Origin of the sequence: Anaerospora hongkongensis (assembly GCF_004339805.1) — a bacterium.
GTDB classification, from domain to species: domain Bacteria; phylum Bacillota; class Negativicutes; order Sporomusales; family DSM-15969; genus Anaerospora; species Anaerospora hongkongensis.
Map to the genome: position 1 here is coordinate 1 of NZ_SLUI01000021.1, position 19,066 is coordinate 19,066.

21 protein-coding genes and 3 tRNA genes are annotated in these 19,066 nt (G+C 41.1%); 5 read left to right on the top strand and 19 right to left on the bottom strand.

Going from position 1 to position 19,066, the window contains the following annotated elements:
- Positions 1 to 163: 163 nt before the first annotated feature.
- The 7 genes from EV210_RS21010 to EV210_RS22790 form a co-directional block, all read right to left on the bottom strand.
- Positions 164 to 240: transfer RNA gene (locus tag EV210_RS21010), tRNA-Pro, on the bottom strand.
- Between the two features lie 18 nt (positions 241 to 258).
- Positions 259 to 333 (bottom strand) — tRNA-Gly (locus EV210_RS21015).
- Positions 334 to 433: 100 nt separating this feature from the next.
- The gene (locus tag EV210_RS21020; protein ID WP_132083350.1) at positions 434 to 781 is read right to left on the bottom strand and encodes a hypothetical protein; all 348 of its coding nucleotides are present in this window, start codon (positions 779 to 781) and stop codon (positions 434 to 436) included.
- Between the two features lie 356 nt (positions 782 to 1,137).
- A complete protein-coding gene (locus EV210_RS23370; protein WP_279388521.1) occupies positions 1,138 to 1,260 on the bottom strand; it encodes a hypothetical protein in 123 nt (40 codons plus the stop codon).
- A 93-nt stretch (positions 1,261 to 1,353) separates the two neighbouring features.
- Positions 1,354 to 1,479, bottom strand: a complete 126-nt coding sequence (locus EV210_RS23375) for a hypothetical protein (RefSeq protein WP_279388522.1) — start codon at positions 1,477 to 1,479, stop codon at positions 1,354 to 1,356.
- Between the two features lie 137 nt (positions 1,480 to 1,616).
- Positions 1,617 to 2,009 carry a hypothetical protein gene (locus tag EV210_RS21025; RefSeq protein ID WP_132083352.1) on the bottom strand — a complete coding sequence of 131 codons (393 nt, stop codon included), beginning with the start codon at positions 2,007 to 2,009 and terminating at the stop codon, positions 1,617 to 1,619.
- 98 nt (positions 2,010 to 2,107) lie between these two features.
- The gene (locus EV210_RS22790) at positions 2,108 to 2,272 is read right to left on the bottom strand and encodes a hypothetical protein (RefSeq protein ID WP_165898987.1); all 165 of its coding nucleotides are present in this window, start codon (positions 2,270 to 2,272) and stop codon (positions 2,108 to 2,110) included.
- 127 nt (positions 2,273 to 2,399) lie between these two features.
- On the opposite strand from EV210_RS22790, the gene EV210_RS21030 reads away from it, so the two are divergent.
- The gene (locus EV210_RS21030; RefSeq protein WP_132083354.1) at positions 2,400 to 2,879 is read left to right on the top strand and encodes a hypothetical protein; all 480 of its coding nucleotides are present in this window, start codon (positions 2,400 to 2,402) and stop codon (positions 2,877 to 2,879) included.
- Between the two features lie 10 nt (positions 2,880 to 2,889).
- On the opposite strand, the gene EV210_RS21035 is transcribed toward EV210_RS21030, so the two are convergent.
- The 5 genes from EV210_RS21035 to EV210_RS21055 all read right to left on the bottom strand — a co-directional run bounded on the left by EV210_RS21035 (position 2,890) and on the right by EV210_RS21055 (position 7,157).
- A complete protein-coding gene (locus EV210_RS21035) occupies positions 2,890 to 3,219 on the bottom strand; it encodes a C40 family peptidase (RefSeq protein ID WP_132083356.1) in 330 nt (109 codons plus the stop codon).
- Between the two features lie 104 nt (positions 3,220 to 3,323).
- Complete coding sequence (locus tag EV210_RS21040) at positions 3,324 to 3,767, bottom strand: cupin domain-containing protein (RefSeq protein ID WP_132083358.1); 444 nt, start codon at positions 3,765 to 3,767, stop codon at positions 3,324 to 3,326.
- An 81-nt stretch (positions 3,768 to 3,848) separates the two neighbouring features.
- Positions 3,849 to 5,153 (bottom strand): GntP family permease, encoded by a 1,305-nt coding sequence (locus EV210_RS21045; protein ID WP_132083360.1) that lies wholly within the window; start codon positions 5,151 to 5,153, stop codon positions 3,849 to 3,851.
- A 21-nt stretch (positions 5,154 to 5,174) separates the two neighbouring features.
- Positions 5,175 to 6,080, bottom strand: a complete 906-nt coding sequence (locus tag EV210_RS21050; protein WP_132083362.1) for a beta-keto acid cleavage family enzyme — start codon at positions 6,078 to 6,080, stop codon at positions 5,175 to 5,177.
- A 51-nt stretch (positions 6,081 to 6,131) separates the two neighbouring features.
- The gene (locus EV210_RS21055) at positions 6,132 to 7,157 is read right to left on the bottom strand and encodes a ketopantoate reductase family protein (protein WP_207900799.1); all 1,026 of its coding nucleotides are present in this window, start codon (positions 7,155 to 7,157) and stop codon (positions 6,132 to 6,134) included.
- 305 nt (positions 7,158 to 7,462) lie between these two features.
- Here EV210_RS21055 and EV210_RS21060 point away from each other — a divergent pair, with 305 nt between their 5' ends.
- Positions 7,463 to 8,839 (top strand): sigma-54 interaction domain-containing protein, encoded by a 1,377-nt coding sequence (locus EV210_RS21060; protein WP_132083364.1) that lies wholly within the window; start codon positions 7,463 to 7,465, stop codon positions 8,837 to 8,839.
- Positions 8,840 to 9,018: 179 nt separating this feature from the next.
- Here the strand turns inward: EV210_RS21060 and EV210_RS21065 are convergent, their stop codons facing one another.
- The 3 genes from EV210_RS21065 to EV210_RS21075 all read right to left on the bottom strand — a co-directional run bounded on the left by EV210_RS21065 (position 9,019) and on the right by EV210_RS21075 (position 13,603).
- The gene (locus EV210_RS21065; RefSeq protein WP_243650669.1) at positions 9,019 to 10,188 is read right to left on the bottom strand and encodes a GGDEF domain-containing protein; all 1,170 of its coding nucleotides are present in this window, start codon (positions 10,186 to 10,188) and stop codon (positions 9,019 to 9,021) included.
- Positions 10,189 to 10,899: 711 nt separating this feature from the next.
- A complete protein-coding gene (locus EV210_RS21070) occupies positions 10,900 to 11,463 on the bottom strand; it encodes a DUF6680 family protein (RefSeq protein ID WP_132083366.1) in 564 nt (187 codons plus the stop codon).
- Between the two features lie 367 nt (positions 11,464 to 11,830).
- The gene (locus EV210_RS21075) at positions 11,831 to 13,603 is read right to left on the bottom strand and encodes a hypothetical protein (protein ID WP_132083368.1); all 1,773 of its coding nucleotides are present in this window, start codon (positions 13,601 to 13,603) and stop codon (positions 11,831 to 11,833) included.
- Between the two features lie 214 nt (positions 13,604 to 13,817).
- On the opposite strand from EV210_RS21075, the gene EV210_RS21080 reads away from it, so the two are divergent.
- Both EV210_RS21080 and EV210_RS21085 read left to right on the top strand, forming a co-directional pair.
- Positions 13,818 to 14,168, top strand: coding sequence for a helix-turn-helix domain-containing protein (locus EV210_RS21080; RefSeq protein WP_132083370.1), 351 nt, complete (start codon positions 13,818 to 13,820; stop codon positions 14,166 to 14,168).
- A complete protein-coding gene (locus EV210_RS21085) occupies positions 14,165 to 15,004 on the top strand; it encodes an IS3 family transposase (RefSeq protein WP_165898988.1) in 840 nt (279 codons plus the stop codon). Before EV210_RS21080 ends, EV210_RS21085 begins: the two co-directional genes overlap by 4 nt.
- 75 nt (positions 15,005 to 15,079) lie before the next feature.
- On the opposite strand, the gene EV210_RS21090 is transcribed toward EV210_RS21085, so the two are convergent.
- Positions 15,080 to 15,820, bottom strand: a complete 741-nt coding sequence (locus EV210_RS21090) for a hypothetical protein (RefSeq protein ID WP_132083374.1) — start codon at positions 15,818 to 15,820, stop codon at positions 15,080 to 15,082.
- A gap of 173 nt (positions 15,821 to 15,993) precedes the next feature.
- Here EV210_RS21090 and EV210_RS21095 point away from each other — a divergent pair, with 173 nt between their 5' ends.
- Entirely contained in the window at positions 15,994 to 16,764 is a 771-nt protein-coding gene (locus EV210_RS21095) for a hypothetical protein (RefSeq protein ID WP_132083376.1), read from the top strand.
- Between the two features lie 369 nt (positions 16,765 to 17,133).
- Here the strand turns inward: EV210_RS21095 and EV210_RS21100 are convergent, their stop codons facing one another.
- From EV210_RS21100 to EV210_RS21110, 3 genes are all read right to left on the bottom strand, one after another.
- The gene (locus tag EV210_RS21100) at positions 17,134 to 17,577 is read right to left on the bottom strand and encodes a hypothetical protein (protein ID WP_132083378.1); all 444 of its coding nucleotides are present in this window, start codon (positions 17,575 to 17,577) and stop codon (positions 17,134 to 17,136) included.
- Between the two features lie 165 nt (positions 17,578 to 17,742).
- Positions 17,743 to 17,819, bottom strand: a tRNA-Val gene (locus EV210_RS21105).
- Between the two features lie 64 nt (positions 17,820 to 17,883).
- A complete protein-coding gene (locus EV210_RS21110; protein WP_132083380.1) occupies positions 17,884 to 19,017 on the bottom strand; it encodes an acyl-CoA dehydrogenase family protein in 1,134 nt (377 codons plus the stop codon).
- Between the last annotated feature and the right edge of the window lie 49 nt (positions 19,018 to 19,066).

Below are 19,066 nucleotides of genomic sequence, written 5' to 3' on the forward strand. Positions count from 1 at the left end.
ACACCTAACATCTGGCGTTTATTTCATCTTACATTGTTCAGTTTTCAAGGAACACTTTGTTTTCGTTGTCATCGCTTGTCGCGGTGACAGCTTATATAGAATATCATCTTCATCAGTTTATGTCAACTACTTTTTTTACTATTTAAATCACTGACATAATGACTGGTCGGAGCGGCAGGATTCGAACCTGCGGCCCCCTGGTCCCAAGCCAGGTACTCTACCAAACTGAGCCACGCCCCGATATGAATATGAAAATGATGGAGCGGAAAACGAGATTCGAACTCGCGACCCTCGCCTTGGCAAGGCGATGCTCTACCGCTGAGCTACTTCCGCACTGGAATAATAGAATACCAAGTAAGCTTGTATTTGTCAAGAAAAAAATTCGTCCTATTTTTTCAGGACGAATTTCATGTATCTGTTTCATTTATGGAAACTATCGGTGATGCCACCTGTCATGCATATCTCTGGCATGCTGCCTGATTTGCTGCAAGGCTCTTTCATGACGATCCATTTCCCGTTTTTGCCGCTCCCGCCATTGCTTCTTGCTTTCGTGAGGGCGCCGTTTCATTTCACGCTCATGACGCTCATTTTCGATCCGCTCCTGCTGGCGCCGCTGCTGCTCTATTCGCTCCCACTCCTGCTGATCTCTATGATCACCCCAGCGATGCACCTGCTGGATATCATCTACTCTTGGTGATGCTTCAATAATGGAAGCCCCCAGACCGGCTTGCATAAGGCCAATCAACGAAAAAACCACAAGCTTTTTCCCTATATTCTGCATAGCGTTAACTCTCCCTTTTTATATTCATTATACGAATGACTAATTAGTCACTAATGGATGCACGAAACCGGAATATAAAACTGTCTACCCCCTCCGCGGAGCAAATATGTACAACGAATTAAACTGATTGGAAGCCTTGCATCACAACTCAGCCAATTCCCGCAAGTTGGATCTATCCGCTAAATAAAGTATAAATCCCATCTTTTAGAATATTTTTAGAAAAACCTGGTGTTGTTAAAATATCCTTTAGTCTCCTTAAATTTTGAAGCCCCTGCTCGGCAAGTAAGCAGGGGCTTCAGAAAGATACCACTATCAAGTTGTGGCAGACGTCCGGGTAGACAAATGGATGCTATTTCTTAGCAGCAGCTTGAAGAGTCATCGTTAGAGCAGAAAAACAGTAACAGGATGATGATGACGATGATAATTCCAAAGCCGCCACCATTACCATTACCGAAACCGCCGAAACCACCGAAACCCATACCAATTCCTCCTCTTTAGGATATGTAGTATTTCTATCCTGCTTTAGAGTATGAAATGCAAGGTCAATTGGTTACAAAAAATTCGCATCTAAATCAGCAATTAGAAAAACAGCTATCATCGCGTCCAAAGAAAAGCAGCAGCAGTATAATGACGATCACAACGCCAATCCTGCCGCAAAAACTATTGTCAAAACCTCCGCAGCAGCAGCCGAAGCCCATTTACTTTTCCTCCTTCAACGGTATGCATACATTCCCTTCTATAAACTATGGCCCAGCAGTGCAGTAAGTTACAAAAATAGCGCAGAGCCTTGGCTGCTGCTGCCAAAGCATTGCGCTATTTCGATCCATTAACTGCTTTAGGCTATGAATTTGATTGTAATATCGGGTAAAATCCTGGTCGTATATGCTAATATATCGTCTTTGTAAGATTCATCTGTGATCATTTTTTCCAGCGTGGCTTTTTCAATCTGAATATAAGGCTTAATGGTTATGCCCAGCAGCGGATGCTTCAGGCTGGGATCTAAACGACCCGTTTCTGTACCGGAAACCTGAATTCCAGTAACAATAAACGTATATTCGCCTACTACTCTCCCCGAATCGGTTACCTGGAGTCCAACCCGGTTTTCTTTACCGGAAAAAACTGTTTCCAGCATTCCAACTACATAGGGATGTTTTTCTTTAAAGGACTTAAGAATTTCTTCCCGATACGCTACAAGCTTCTTGGTCACCAAAATATCCAATTCCGACATGGCTGATCACGTCCTTTTTTAAAATAGGGTTCCCTTGGTGATACGTATTTATGAATAAATCAAAAAAGAGACCCTTACCGGATCTCCAGATGAACGAACTATCTATATTTATTGTTATTAAATTCAGCCACAATGGTAGCTTCAATTTCCACATACTTTTGGAAAATTTCTCTTGCTAAATCAATTTCATTGCCACCATCATTTTTCAGCTTGCACTTATTCAGTGTCAGCATGACTAAATCATGAATGTCTTGCTTTAGCATACATTCAACCCCCTCAATGCTATTTATATGTACAATTCGCCTAACAAGCAAATTATTCCTGCTCGTATAAAATAATCAGATTAAGACACCATACTCTTAACTAGAGATACGGAAAGGATGTACACTCATGGAACTTACAACGTTGTTATTTTATCCCGTATACTTGCTGATCGGCTTCGTCCTTACCCTTATTTTTATCCCGCAAAAGGATTATAAAGAATATCTCCTGTATGGGATTATCGTGGGTGCGCTTGGTGATGTCATCATGGTAGGTCTTTTTCAAAATTTATTTCATATTATGTGGTTTAAAAACATGGGTATTTTCGATGTACTTAGACAAAACGCCCTCTCACCGCTAAGCTGGACTGTCACAGTTATGCTGTTCCTCCGTTTTTTGCCTGGCCGGAGAACCTTTTGCTATATTTATATCCTAACCTTTAGCTGCGCCAGTGTTGCTTACGGCATCGTAGTACGAAATGCTAACCTTTATGACTTCCAGGCCTGGTTTTACCCAATTCCCGCATATCTAATTTTTGTAATGTGGTGGAGTTTCGCAGCCTGGATTTTTAACAAAACAAGTTCTTTAATACCCCGGGTCAGGCCGTAGTTGGCCTCATTTACGTTCTCTGTACTTCCAGCAGCCCATACAGGCACCACTCACAAAAGCTGCGGTCATCCATAGGGGCGATGACGGTATGCAATTGACTTTCCGCCCTTCTTACAATTTCAGCTGCAGTAAAATTGGATTTTTGCAGGTAAATCTGTATGCTATTCCCACAAGAAAACTCCTGCAGCTCTTGTACCGTGACCATACCATCCTTTACGCAGATAACGCGACAGCGTCCAGCATAAATGCCGTGGCATTCTTTTTCTGGTGTGAAGGCAACTAAATGATCGCCTAGATTTACCCCTTCCGCCGGCAAATAGAATTTACTTTTCATCTTCATAGCACTCAACCCCTATACTAAGTAGTAAAACTTAGCATGGGTAAAAAGATCTTTCCTTATGTACAAAAACCGCCCATCCCAAAGGATGAGCGGCATTTTATTTATTAGCCGTGTTCATCTTCATCGGCATCCGCCTTGGTAAGATGCACGGTTCCTTTGGGATGCTGCGGTGGTGCATAAATCGAATATAGTTTTAACGGACATTCTCCGGTGTTGATTAGGTTATGCCAGGTACCTGCGGGAATAAAGAAGGCATAATCCTCACAGACTTTTCGCTGGAAAGACAAATTGTTTTTGCTATTGCCCATTTTAACAAGTCCACAACCTCTTTCAATGCGTATAAACTGGTCAAGCTGAGGGTGAACTTCCAGTCCAATCTCTCCACCGACCGGGATGGACATCAGCGTTAACTGCATATGGGTCCCCGTCCAAACCACGGTGCGAAACGTTTTATTCCGTTTTGCCGCCTCAGCAATTTGTATAATAAAAGGTTTGGGACCATAGTCCATTGACTGATAACGCTGTTCCTCGTTGTTAGAGCTGTCCATATTATCCTCCTCTTTAAGGCTTTTGTATTATCATATGGCGCTATACAAAATTCGGTGAAAAGGAGAAATACATAACCAGCATCATTTATAAAGTACGACTGCTAATGGAATGGCAATCAGCATGACCAGGAAGGTTGCGACAACATGGCCATACCAAACGTGGCGGTACGCCTGCCGGTGGGTTAACCCGGAAACGGCCAACGCAGTTACTGTAGCCCCGCTATGAGGCATCGCATCAAATACTCCGCAAGCCATAACCACAATCCGGTGCAGCATTTCCGGATTTAATCCCATTGCCGCGTACTTACCAATCAGGGTTTCCAAGACAATCGCTAAGCCTCCGGACGCCGATCCCGTTATCCCAGTCATCATAAACGTGGCCGCACTAAGGGCAACAATGGGCGGTCCGGGAATTGTCATCAGAAAATCGGTAATAATCTTAAAACCACTGGTGGCGGCAACGGCCATCCCGTAGCCAACATCGGCGCAGGTGTTAATAATCGGAATCGCCGTATTGGTAGCCCCACCGTTAATGGTGACAAAATGACTGTCAATATTTTGCCAAAAGCAAATTGCTGCAGTTACACAGCCAATAACCAGAGCCCATACCGGATCTAATTTCAAAGCGTTAAGGCAGATAACCACTGCGAAGGGAGGAACTAAGCTGACAAGAAACCCTGGTAAAACTTTGGTATCGTCGATTTCGTCTACGACATTACTTGGTGCTGAATCTGCATAGCCTTCACCCTTGGCATATGCCTTTTTCAACTGCCAGTTCATATACCAGGCATTCATGCTCATAATCAGAATGGAGCAGATGATCCCTAAGAGCGGTGCTGCCATCGGCGTTGTTCCCAGATATTTTGTCGGCATAATATTCTGGATAGAAGGGCTGCCGGGAACCATAGTCATGCTCAGTGAACCAATCCCAAAGATAAAAGCAGCAATAAACAGGTGCCACGGAATGTTCATTTGTTTAAATAGTGGACGGGCAATCGGCATGACGGCAAAAATGACGACAAACATACTCACGCCGCCCAAGGTTAGCAGTAATGTAATCATTGCAACCGAGAACAGCACATAAAAGGGTCCTTTGTGGCCAACCAGCTGCAATAGTTTCCGGGCAATTGCTTTTGCCGCGCCACTGTCATCCATATACTTGCCAAAAATAGAGGCGAACAAAAAAATCAAAAAGAACTTAGCGGCATAGCTTATGAAACCCTTCATATAAGGCCCCATCAAAGTATCCAGCACGCCCATACCCGAGAAGATCGCTACCAGAGCTGCGGCTAACGGTCCAATAACTGCAATGCCTAGTCCCCTAAGCGCTAATACTACGATGACGGCAAGAGATACCAGAATACCAATTACACTTAAATCCATCATACATCATCCTCTTTAAAGCAATTATTTTAGCCCCAGAATTGCTCTGGCTTCGTGGGATGAGGCTACCTCGCGGTCAAACAGCTTGACAATAGCAGCCACCTTGGCAACCGGTTCGGCATTGGACTTTGCTAAGACCCCCTTTGAGAGGAACAAATTATCCTCTAAACCTACCCGAATGCTGCCACCAAGAAACATAGCTGCTGTGGTAATAGCAAACTGGTCTTTGCCGGCTGCTGCACAAGACCATACAAAATTATCACCAAGTACTTTTGTCGCCGTATTGTACAAAAAGAGCAGGTTATCAATTGTCGCCGGCAGTCCACCCATAATGCCGAGGACAAACTGAATATACACAGGACCCTTCAGCAGCCCCTTCTTGATAAAATAGGCGATGTTGCTCAACATCCCCACCTCATAAACCTCAAACTCCGGCTTGGTACCATTTTCAGTCATAATCCGGATATAATCTTCGATATCCTGGAAGGTGTTGGCGAAGGGCACGGTATAGGTATTCTTCACAAACGGAATTTCCCAGTCGAATTTAGGCTCCTTGATTTTGTCGGCGATAGGCGAGAAGCAGAAGTTGACCGATCCTGCGTTGCACGATGCCAGCTCTGCGGCACAATGCGGCACCGCAGCCAGTCGTTCCATACTGGTCATCCCGATGGCGCCGCCTGTGGTGATACCAATGATAACGTCACACTTACTCCGAATACCATCTGTGATCTGCTTCATCAGCTCGGGACTGCCAGTTGGTTTGCCGGTCTGGGGGTCTCTGGCATGAAGATGAACTACTGCTGCCCCCGCTTTATGGGCGGCAACTGCTTCTTCAATAATCTGTTCCGGCGTGACCGGAAGATACTCTGACATGCTCGGAATGTGTACCGCACCTGTTATTGCTGCTGTGATAATGACCTTTTTTCCCATCGATTTGTCCTCCAGTACGTAAGTAATTATTCTTGGGCATCTAGGGGGTTACTATTTGTTCTGCAATTCGAAGCGATCCAGGCAAGCCATCGTCGGCATCGGTATGTTACCGCTTTCAAAATCCTTGACAATTGCAATGATCGTGTCGCAGGCAGGCGTTGCAACACCGACCTTTTTCCCCCACTGACTGCAAATCCCCACAATATGATCGATCTCACACTTAATACCTTTTTCCATATCCTGCAGCATGCTGGCTTTTAAGGGACGGTGAGGCTTAAAATACTCCCGCAGCCAGGCTTTCGCCTTTTCCAGCCCTGCCTCATCGGCAAAAGCGAGGCTGTAATAGCTCCACCCGGGCACTAAATCTTCCAGTTGAATATCACGCTTGCGGACGATCTGCACGATCTCATCGCCAACATAAGCGGCGCAGGCAGTTGCTTTTTCGTTGTCTAAAATCTCGGCATAGGTGGCGCCGAGTGCTGCAGACATCCCACTCAATGTTGCGTTTTGGATGACTTTAGCCCAGCGAATCCCCATCAGATTATCCACGATGACACAAGTGCCTGTGAGATTCAAAATTTCCGTGATCTTGCTAATGCGCTCTGTTTTTTGCCCGTCAATTTCTCCAATCTCAAACCGCATAGCCGAAACGTCAGAAGTTAGTTCAGATACACCAGGCTCCCTATAGGTAGCTCCCCAACCAACAACTCCGCCCACCGTTCGTTCCTTGCCAATCACCGCCGCCACCGATTCTTCGGGGATGCCATTTTGCAGTGTGCAAACCACACTGTCCGGAGCTAAATGCGGCAAAAGCTGTTTCAGCGCTACCGCATTGTAGGTCTGCTTTGCCAAAAGAATGACAATGTCATAAATCCCCTCCATTTGGTCCGGGGTAATCGCCTTTACGGGGATATCCTGCAATTGCATCTTGCCGATAACAGTTGCGCCCTTTTTATTCATTGCATCAACATGTGCCTTGTTGGCATCGATCAGGGTGATATCGCCACCATTTTTTGCAATTAATGCTCCCATAATCGTCCCCAGGGAGCCTACGCCCATTAATGCTGCCCTCATCATTCATCTCTCCCGTTCTTGAATTTTTTACTAACGCCCTGACTCTTTCGCCACCTCCTAAGCCAGCAGCTTCGCCACACACAAATTCTGCCTTCTCGCCACTATCTATCGCAACAATCGTGCCAAAACGAAATGTTCAGTATTTACCGACTTTTCTCTACAAAAAGGCAAATAAAGCGTCCGGTTTTTCGAACACTATCGTCACCAATGTCCGGTTTTTCAAACGTTTTCTGCTTGTCTGCAGCTATGGTTTATGCTATCTTTTAGTTAGATTCAATCAGCAACGCTGAAGTGAGGGTGGAGTAACCATGGAGATTCATGATTTATTAAACTTAGCAGTGGAGTCTCTTTATTTGTCCATTGTTATCGATGAAGTGGGAACCATTCGGTATATCAGCCGCGCCTACGCCGACATCATCGGTTTAAGAACTGAGGACATAGTTGGAAAACCCGTTGAAAAGGTGATTCCGAACACACGCCTTACAAATATCATGAAAACCGGGCAAGCAGAATTGGGACAAATTTTTATGATGAAGAACGGCACTCCCACCATTTGCAATCGCTTTCCGATACGCGATAAGAACGGAAAAATCTGCGGAGCAATATCCACGGCTACTTTTTATGACATTGATAAAGTCGCCCGGCTCAAAGAGGAGATCGATAAGCTCCGCAAAGAAAACCAGATATACCAGCGGCAGCTTGCCGCCCTCAAGCAAATACCCTTTTCAATAAGTGCAGTCATTGGCAACACGCCACCAATGCAAAAAATAAAGGCCACCATTGAAAAGGTGGCCGACTCTAACCTGGCGGTATTGATTACCGGCGAAACAGGTACAGGCAAAGAAGTTTTTGCCAACGCCGTTCATCAATTAAGCAATCGTCGTTACGGCAACTTTATAAAAGTCAACTGCGCAGCTATTCCTAAAGATCTGCTCGAATCAGAGTTGTTCGGCTATACGGAAGGCGCTTTCTCTGGCGCAAGCAAGGGTGGTAAGGTCGGGAAATTTGAGCAAGCAAATAATGGCACCATGCTGCTTGATGAAATTGGCGAACTTCCTCTGCCTTTGCAGTCCAAATTGCTGCGGATCTTACAGGAACGCGAAATAGAAAGAATCGGCGGAGTTAAGCCAGTGAGCCTAGATGTTCGAATTATCTGCTGTACCAATCAAAATATTGACCAGATGATCAGCAAGGGTAAGTTTAGGCAGGATCTCTATTATCGGATTAATACGGTAGAGCTTGCTATCCCCCCCTTACGCGACCGGCTGATCGATATTCCTGTCTTATGCGAGCATTTTATTCAGAAGATCAATCAATACCATAATTGCTCGATCATCGGAATATCCGATAACGTATTACAGCATTTTTTAAGCTATGATTGGCCTGGGAACATCCGGGAACTGGAGCATGTCCTTGAGCGGGCTTGCGTAATGTCCTCAACGGACATTTTGGACGCCGATCATTTCGATTTCTTCTTGCCAAGAGTTTATCGGAACGTTACTGCTGAAGGCAGCGATAGTATTAGTAAAATGCAAACCCTCTCCACTAAAAGACATCAAGCCGAGAAAAAAGCAATTATTCAGGCTCTGGAAAGCACAAATGGTAACAAGACTAAAGCTGCACTGCTGCTGGATATTCCCCGGAGCCAGCTCTATGAAAAGTTAAAAAGATATGATCTGTTATAGCAAAATAACAAACCCCGCTTCCCTGCCTTGCGGCTGCAGCGGGGTTTGGCTATAATCTGAATCAAATCAGCAAAAGTTTACGTTAAACAGCAAATAATAAGATGTAGTCTTGAATCACGAAGATTCATGCTATAGTTAAAAAAACGCCAATATCACAAATCCATTTCCAACAGAACCTATCACATTTCCTGAGAAACTGGGGTTTCTACTACATTTTGCAAACAAGCCTTCTTCTGTTTCTCTTCGTACATAAGTTTATCGCTATGCCGAATGAACTCATATATATTATTATATGAGTCATCAAATACTGCTATACCGCAGCTAAATTGGATACTGTAAGCCATTTCGTTGCTGTCATTGTACGCAGCAATATTATCATTTAGTGTTTTGATATACGTTTCTACTCTTTCTCTGCTTTTCTCATTCAGAAAAAGAATAAATTCATCACCACCACAGCGAATAGCAACACCTACTTCTCCGAAAACCATTTCCAGTTGTCTTGCAAAGAACTGCAGTACTTTATCGCCTTCCTGATGACCAAAAATATCATTAATACTTTTAAAGCCATCCAAATCAATATTTACTACTGACAAAACAATATTGCTTCTTCTACTCAAAATTCCAAGGTATTCGTCATAAGCCATGCGATTGCCTAATCCTGTTAACGGGTCCCGCTTCGCCTGCTCGTGCATAATAAAAATATAGTTAATTACAACAGCAATTCCTACACTATTCCAAATCGTTAAATAGATAAAATAATACAATTGAAAAACTGATAGCATGGCAGGAATAAGCGAAAGAGAACTTATCACAATTAATTCTTCTTTACTGACATTTTTATGATTATGGTATAGAACCAATATGTGCAGCGTGTAATAAAAATAACTTATCATTGGCGAAACAATAAACATCGGTCCGCGTATGTATAGATTTTCGTCAGTTATCATAAAAAGCCAATTAAAATAATAGCTGCCTAACGATAAAATACTATTGATGAGCAAAGGAACCGATAACCAAATCAGCTTTTCTACAGGAATTATTTTATATTTCTTGGTTCGTTTATAAACATACAGCGTTGCAATGATTGGCACTAATGGCGTTAAGGTGAATCCCAACGTATTAACAACCTTCTGTAAAGTGCTGTAAGCTATATATTCAGTTGAATTTAATACCACACTAAAGATTTCCAATATCAGTATCACTATCGTTAAGCATATTAATGCAAAAAACAACCTATGCGTTTCTTCTTTTTTATTGAGCTTAAAGCAAGCATGCACAGCAATACTGAGCAGCAAAAGTACCATAAAAACATTCAACTGAATGGAAAGCATTACATTAATTGTCATCACTTCTTTCAAACAATTATCACTTACTCGTTACTGTAATGATAGTTCTGGAAGTAAAAGCATAGCTATTGCAGCCGACTTGCCAAAAGCTACTTTAATATAAACGAAAAAGCCAGACCTTTAGTCTGACAGAAAATTATTTTAGTAAGAATAAAACGCAGCCTGGCAATCCTAACATTACTGTAAACACACAGCTTTGCGTCCTTACATTTCAGTGATTTTACTAAATATTTCGTTACTATAGACTATTTTAACGCTTCTTCATTATTTAGTCTAGAAGACATTACGAGATAGTTCTATATGAGGAAGCATTTGGTTCTTAATCATTTATGGAACCAAATAAAGGCGGCAAATGCCAAAAATACCACAAAGCTTTAAGCCTTGTGGTATTTATATTGCGGTTAGGAGGACTCGAACCTCTGACCTCTTCGATGTCAATTACCCCGGGCCTTTCTGACTAGTCCGAACAAACCCGCCATAGCCCGGTTTAACTGAGATTTAGCATTAAAAGATCCGATGTAAACTGACTAATCCTTTCTAATCGATTAGAAAAAAGATTAGAAGAAACATACTGCAATTGATTATTTCACTTATTAATTATGCCCGGTCAATCCGGGCTTTTTTACTTATGCTTACTCAATTGAATATTATCACATTCGCCTTTAGTAAATGATTCACTATCTCTCATGAATCAGCGATCTGAATCATAGACAACTATCTATGATTCCTAGAGTCACTTGTAGCCGCTGCTTCCTGTACAGAAGTGATTTCTGGGGAATAAACCATGACTGGGAAGAATTTGTTACCTCTAAAAATTTCAGTAAAACCACGCCTAATATCTTGTTGTTCCATTTCAAGATCGGCGTAACCCTTTGGAAAATAAGACGTGCGTTTAATATCTGTCTCAGAGAGATTATAATCGAGACTCCTTGCCATCTTTTCGAGCAATTTAAATAATAATTCTACTCTCTTATTTTCCCATACTTCCGATGGAAGATTATGAATGCCAAGATGATCAACAAGTACTTTCCAAGCCTCAATAACGGCCTTATCATTTTTAGTGTTATTCGCAAATTCAACATCGACCATATTAAGCGCTTCAACATGGGCTTGATCAAGATTAGATGCTCTGGTTTTCATGAGTGTCTTAAACACATAGTGCTTACGTTCACGCTTTTCATTGCGTTTTTTTAGACACTCACTTACTTGCAATGCAATTAATGGTGATAATAATACCGCTAAAATTTCAATAACATCTTTTAATGACAAGGTTTCCAATATAATCGCCCCCTTTATAATCGATCTGTTTCGACCAATATAGAGAGCAATCCTCTATAGTTTCTATTAGATATTCGCACAAATAGATATGTTTTTCGTTTAAAAAGGTTCGCCAGTCGACGCCATCGACACTATTTTATCCGACGGATTTTAAGTCTTAAATTCAATAAACCGTCAAGCCTTATAAACACTGACTACTATTGCATTCAGCCCTTGAATTTTCTAGCCTCGTAGGTAGTTAGTCAAAAGTGGTCAATCCTCAAAATGAACACCGCCCTACCAATTAAGGTAAGACGGTACTTTTTATGTCAGACTTAAATGAAGTAGTAAAACATGTGAGATTACGATGAGCTACATTAGATTATTTTTATATGAATTCAAATACATCAACAATTAATTTTCTAATAGTAATATTCTCTAATTTCACTGCAATCGGGGAAACATTATCATGGTTATCTTTCCAATGCATCCCATCATTATATACAATGCCGAGAAGATAAAAATATTCCGGTACTGATACACCACGCTCCTCCGCAAATTCTAGTTTGTTTCTGGTGCCATGGATATCTAGAAAGACATTTTTATCATCATTAGTGGATAAGAGATCGTAAATGACTTTTTCTATGTTCCTACGTACACCGCAACAAATAGCAAGAGGATCATAACTACCTGTTGAACCCGGGCTTGAACTTGAATTTTCATCTGAGGCTATGAACTTTTGTATCTCTGCATCAATAAACTGTTTAAAGCCCTCCCCCTCTCCCCACGTCGCTTTGAGCCCTAATGTTTGAAATTCGCTTTTCTTATTAATGTTTAAGGGGTGAAAATGGAGAAGATATTTTGAAACATCATCTTGAATTAAGCCATCATTTCGTTTCTGTAATATTTTTTTAAAATGAGGATTAACATTCCTACCATCTCTTTTATCAAGATAATATACTTTCTGTTTACTAAAGGCATAATTTCTAAAATACCGCGGATTTAAATGTGTTAGGATAAGTGGGTATAGTTCTTTATCAGCGGCCTTAAACTCGTCAATTAATTGGGTAACATAATATTGTGCCGAAATCAAGTTGGCATCATCTAAATAATCAAAAACTTCATCAATTATCAATATACATTTGTCTTTATTAAGTTTTCTTTTTGCGCGAATAATAAGTGCTATAAAACTAAGAACATCGCGCTGCCCATTTGAAACCTGATGTGCCTTAGGAAACTTTACTACAAGCTTATTACCACTTTTCTCGGGTCGGATTACTTTCCATGAGGTGTTAATGGCTTTTAACAGGCTGGCATATGACTCGACTTCAAGATTATAGTTGCAATACTTACAAGCTTTTTTAAATAATGTCTTATCAGTTTTGTAAACATTAACTATTTGAATAGCCGCAAGATATGCGTTCGTTAATTCATTTTCAGAGCTACTAATTATCTCAACTACTTTTTTTAGAGGTTCTATTTCAGATAAAGCATGTAATTGGCGTGAAATATAATCATGAATCTCCTCTCTAGTACCATTCTGATCGTTAATAAGTCTTATCAAATTTAATATTTTGGTATTATTTCTAACAAGTAATAGCTCGTCTAAATCTGAATACGAATTAGATAATTTTTCAACCACTTTTAAATTGGCAAATAGAGAAGATATATTCGGCAAAACTTTACCATTTCTGCCAAAATCACTTTTTTGACTGGTAAGTGAATAATTAAACTGTGCACGTTCGGGAATTGTATCTATTAACGTGACATCCTCTATTTCCAAGGAAGCTTTAACTATATTTCGTCCCCCGAAAGAACGTGCACTTCCTTTAGCTTTGATCTGGCTATTAATTACAAAGCAACTAAATTCTTGGTTTATTGAATTGGATTGCTTATCTGCAACTAAATTTAACACAGTACCATCTGAGTTCTTATACTCTATAGTAATCTGAGGAAAGTTATCTTGATCATCCATAAAAAAATGGGCTTCCTCTAATTCCACTCGATTGGAACGCAACGAATCAAAAGCTGTTGCAAATGAACTCTTTCCAAATCCATTTGGAGCGACCAACAAACTTGGTTTATTAGGGGTAATATTTAACTCAAAAGTTTTATCCCCAATGCCTTTGATGTTTTTAATAGCAATTTTTGAGATGGTCATTTTTATCTCCTTTGCTCATCAAACGGTTATTTTTCAATAAATAGTTAGATTTGATTAAAAACAACTAAATCCTGTGCGTAGATTGAAATAAAAAGCCCAGGAATACCAAACCATTACACGAGCAAACAAAATAAATAGAAAAGCCTGCCGTAATTGAACTGCACCCCTTTAGTTAGACAGTATGATATACTGAAAAACTAAAGGGGTGTTTTCTATGCCAAAGGGAATACCAAACAAGAGATATACCAGCGAATTCAAACAAAATGTGATAGAGCACATGATTAAGAACAAACTGAGCTATAGCGAAACTGCCAGGATTTTTGAAGTGAGTGACCATCATAGGATACAGGCCTGGGAACGGATATACCTTGAAGAAGGAGCCGATGGTTTTACCATAGAGCGGCGAGGCCGTGGAAGTAAAGGCAGACCCAGAGAGCTGCCAAAACAAGTAGAGGAAGATTTATTGGCTGAAGTCCAGCGCTTAAGGGCGGAGAATGATTACCTAAAAAAATTGAATGCCTTGGTATCCGAGAGGGTACAACGAGAGAAAAAGCACAAATCGTGACGGAACTGAGGCAGAAACATAATCTCGATGTACTCCTCGAGGTGGCAGGTCTTTCGCGTGCCACATATTATTATCACCGAGCAAAACAAACAGACCAAGATAAATACCATAAAATCAAAGAAGAAATTATCCTAATACATACAGAAAACAAGGGTCGAATCGGATATCGGAGAATCACGTTGGCGCTGCGCAATCGTGGTTATGTTATCAATCACAAAACAGTCCAGAAGCTGATGAAGAAGTTAGGTATCGTTTGCCGCGTTAGGATGAAAAAATACCGTTCCTACAAAGGTGAAGTTGGCAAAGTCGCGCCGAATCTTTTGGCGCGTGATTTTAAGGCGAAAAAGCCAAATCAGAAATGGGTGACCGATGTCACCGAGTTTCATTTGTTTGGTCAGAAGCTTTATCTGTCACCGATTCTGGATTTATACAGCAGCGATATTGTCAGCTATAAAATTTCGGACAGGCCCGTTTTATCCATGGTGACTTCGATGCTGGATGAGGCATTCGCGACCATCTCGGATGACACCGGTCTAATCCTCCATTCAGATCAAGGCTGGCAGTACCAGCACAAAACGTATCAACAGATGCTGGAAAAGAAAGGCATCCGTCAAAGTATGAGCCGTAAAGGGAACTGTCTGGATAACGCCGTGATGGAAAACTTCTTCGGGCTGCTCAAAAGTGAGCTTCTCTACTTGCAGAACTTTGAATCGATCGAACACTTTATTGATGAACTTATCGAATACCTTGATTACTACAACAACCGTCGTATTAAGGCAAAACTAAAGGGCTTGCCGCCCGTTATTCACAGACTGCAAGCCCTCATGGCTGCTTAACTAAAATATTTGTCTAACTTTTTGGGGTCACTTCAAATTGGCAGGCTTGTTTGTAGTTTATGAAAAAACTTCACCTTAATATCTTTGATGAATATTATCAATCGGAGATTGCCATCTATCAAGCGAACTAAAAGGTTGCTTACTGTGTTTGATTTCATTGCCCTGCCCATCAACTACGATTAAGTTTCCATTTAAGCTCGTAATAATTCGGCAGACACTGGGGTCAGATGGTGTTCTTGCAGGGATTTTTATACCAGCAATTTCAGATAAAGCCCGATTCTGAAGGTATATTTGTAAGTCAATCACCAAACATATTTGATCCTCAATATAAGTTCTCCAATCCCAAAGCAATTTAAAATTATTAATCCTATGCTGCATTAAATTATCGGGTTCCACCGGATGTTTCCAAAATACATTATTAAACCAACAAATTGCTTCTTGAATCTCATACTGCCGACGGCTTAATATCACACGTACCCCAGCAGTTTCAGGAAAAATTATCCTATATTCTTCAATTAGCCAATCCCAGGAATCGGGTGCCTCAGGTCTTATCTCTAGAAATTTTTCGTGGTCGGCATTCCAGTCAATAGGTATGTTCATCGTTCTCATTCGCCCTAACTTAATTTCTAAATTAATAATATAGGCATAAAGCAAACTAAGCCAATTGATGTATTCTTTTAAGGCTTTAGAAATTTCAATTCTAGAGTTGTTTCGAATATCATCTAAAAATTTCTTTCTTTGTGCTCTTAGCGTAAATATATGAGATATCCCCCAGCCAAGAACTGCTATAAAAGCACCAACAACCACGGAGTCCACATTATCACCTCATTGAAAGTATTTCGCCAACTTGCCTGAAAACCTTATGATACTCCAATTATCAAAAAGCCTAACATCCCAATATCAGAAGCATCCTTACTCAATAAGAAGGGTTTTATTTTAAAATATCAAATACTAATTTTACTTATATGAAATTTGAGGTGATGTGTAAGATGAATGTTTTATCTAAGCTAGATAATATAACCCAAAAATGGGCATCAATCTTAACTCTCATCGGCTTTATCATAGGCCTTTTTAGTGTACCGCCATTTTTTTTCCCGTCTAAGCCCGAATTGACTTTTGAAATTATTAGTGAATTTGACATAATGGACATTCAAAAAAACATTCCAGGATTGACCATCAAATATAACGAAAAGTATCTATCCGAAGACAACCAAAGTCTTCGCATAATAAGAATAAGAGCACGAAATAGTGGCGATATTGATATAACAAAAGCACTTTATGATGAAACCTTACCTTTTGGATTCACTGTAAAAAATGGAGAGATTGTCAGCTTAAGACCAGCTGAATATGGTTCTGAATACTTCAAAACCAACTTTAAACAAAGTCTAGATAAGAACAATAATACGGTAGAATACAGTAAAATTATATGGGATAAGGAGGATTTTGTAATCACAGATCTATTAGTTGCCTATAATAAAGGCGCTTATCCTCAGATACTTCCTATCGGGAAAATAGCGGGAATAAGCAAATTTAGCACCAATGAAAATACATTATCTCGTTGGCTCGAGAAAAAACTAGTCTTAGAGAAAGTTGTTGAGTTACTTTTTAGAATGTTAGTTTCAATTATAACTATAATCGTATTCCACTCCGTTTTTAAAGAAGTAGTAAAAATACGTGATGCTAATATATATACATTCGTAGGAATAGTTCTAACTGTAATTGGAGTAATTCATTTTATTATAAAAAATTCTCCTAAATAATATATATTATATTGTTTTGATTAAAAAAGCGAAAATAATTGTGATTCCCGGGTCGATGGAATCTACGGTAGATTAAACCTATATATTATCTGTTTGGCTTATTTTTCCTGCAAACAAAAAAAGCCCCAGACCGAAGTCCGGGGCGATAATTAAAATACTCCAAAGAACAATTATTTACAGCCCGCTTATACATTACCTGACCGCCGTTTATATCTTTTACATCAGCCGGGTTTATGTGCGCCTGGCCTCTAAAGCTGCATCCTTGCTAAAATTGCGCTGGGCAGCTATGGGAATATAAAAAATCCCCCTTATGCCAGCCCAGGCCCGCGCCTAAATACCAATTCAAATAATTGTTTACCTTATATACTCCTACTTGCCAGGATTGACTTCCGTCCGGCTGCTTGACTTGCGCTGCGTAACACTTAGTGTTCTATCGCTATCTGCAATTGCTGCCGGTGGTAATGTGGGGTCTTTGTCGTTTATGCGGTCTTTGACGTTTTCCGCCGCCGCTTGTACTGTAGGGGCCTGCACGCTAAAACTAACTACTGGCTGCACCTTACCAGTATTGGCCTTTTCAACTTCCGCCGCCAGGGCTTCAGCATTTTGCTTGCTCATATTAAGCTCATTTTGCAAATAATTAATATCAGTGGCCTGCTGTTCTGTGAGCGTCACAGCTTCATGAAGCTTTGTTTCTGCTGCTGTATGCTTATGGTAAAAATAATAGGCAGTGCTGCCTGCAATTATTAGCAGGAGCAATGCCCCAATAATGATATACCGTGAATATTTCGAAGAGCCGGGAGCAATTTTCTCCACGGCTCTTTTTGCTAATTCAGATTCTACGCTCACCTATGGCAAAATAGCCTGTCCTTTCAAATGTACATTATATAATTTTGTCCGCGAAAAAAAGCATAAGGGACAACTTAACGAACAATTGACATAAACAAAGCCCCCGCAGAGCCTGCGGAGGCTTGATTTTATTGGTGGGGTTAGGAGGACTCGAACCTCTGACCTCATCGATGTCAACGATGCGCTCTAACCAACTGAGCTATAACCCCTTATAATGTCCCGGTGAGGACATTATTTATTATATTACTGTAAACTAACTTTGTCAAGCAGCTTTTAGTACAAAATATTATTTGCAATAACCAAGCGTTGAATTTGATTGGTTCCTTCATAAATCTGCATGATTTTTGCATCGCGCATATATTTCTCAGTAGGATATTCCTGTGAATAGCCATATCCGCCCAGAACTTGTACGGCATCAGTGGTAACCTTCATTGCCGTATCACCGGCAAAGCACTTCGCAATAGCCGACTCTTTCGAGTAGTCTACGCCTTGATCCTTCAGCCAGCACGCTCTATATACCAGCAGGCGGGCTGCATCAATCTGCATCGCCATATCAGCCAGCATAGCTTGTACCAATTGGAAGGAAGCGATTGGCTTGCCGAATTGAACCCGCTCTTTCGAGTATTTTACGGCTACTTCAAAGGCAGCCTGCGATAAGCCAACCGATACTGCACCTACAAACGGACGGGCAGCGTCCAGGGTTTTCATCGCCAATTTGAAGCCTTCGCCCTCACGGCCAATACGATTGGCAGCAGGAATGCGGACGTTGTCCAAAATGAGTTCGCATGTATTAGAGGTGCGGATACCCATTTTGTGTTCTTCTTTGCCAACAGAGAAACCAGGTGTTCCCTTTTCCACAATAAAAGCGGTTAAGCCGCGAATACCGGCGGATTTACGGGCATTGGCAAAAATAACATAAATATCAGCAAGACCACCATTCGTAATGAAGCATTTTGTTCCATTTAGAATATAGTGATCGCCATCTTTTGTGGCAGCAGTAGCCACAGCACCGGCATCAGATCCGGCACCAGGCTCGGTTAGGGCAAATGCAGCCAGATTTCCATCATTGATTACCGAAAAAAACTTTTGCTTTTGTTCATCAGTACCGGCCAAAATAACCGGATAGGATGCTAACGCATTTGCTGCAACAGCGGTCGCAATACCGGCGCAGCCCTTTCCTAACTCTTCATACATAAGTGCGATAGAAATAGCATCGAGTCCAGGTCCGTCAAACTCTTCCGGAACGGCCAAACTTAGCATACCTGCTTCATCTAATTTTTCAAGCAGACCTTCGCGCAGCTTTCCAGCCTTGTCCATCTCTAAAGCATAAGGCGTAATCTCTTTAGCCACAAAGTCCTGGGCGATTTTTTTCAATGCTAGTTGGTCTGGTGTAAAACTAAATTCCATGATTCCCCTCCTATGTACTCCTGTACCAGAAAATCTATTTTTAAGTATA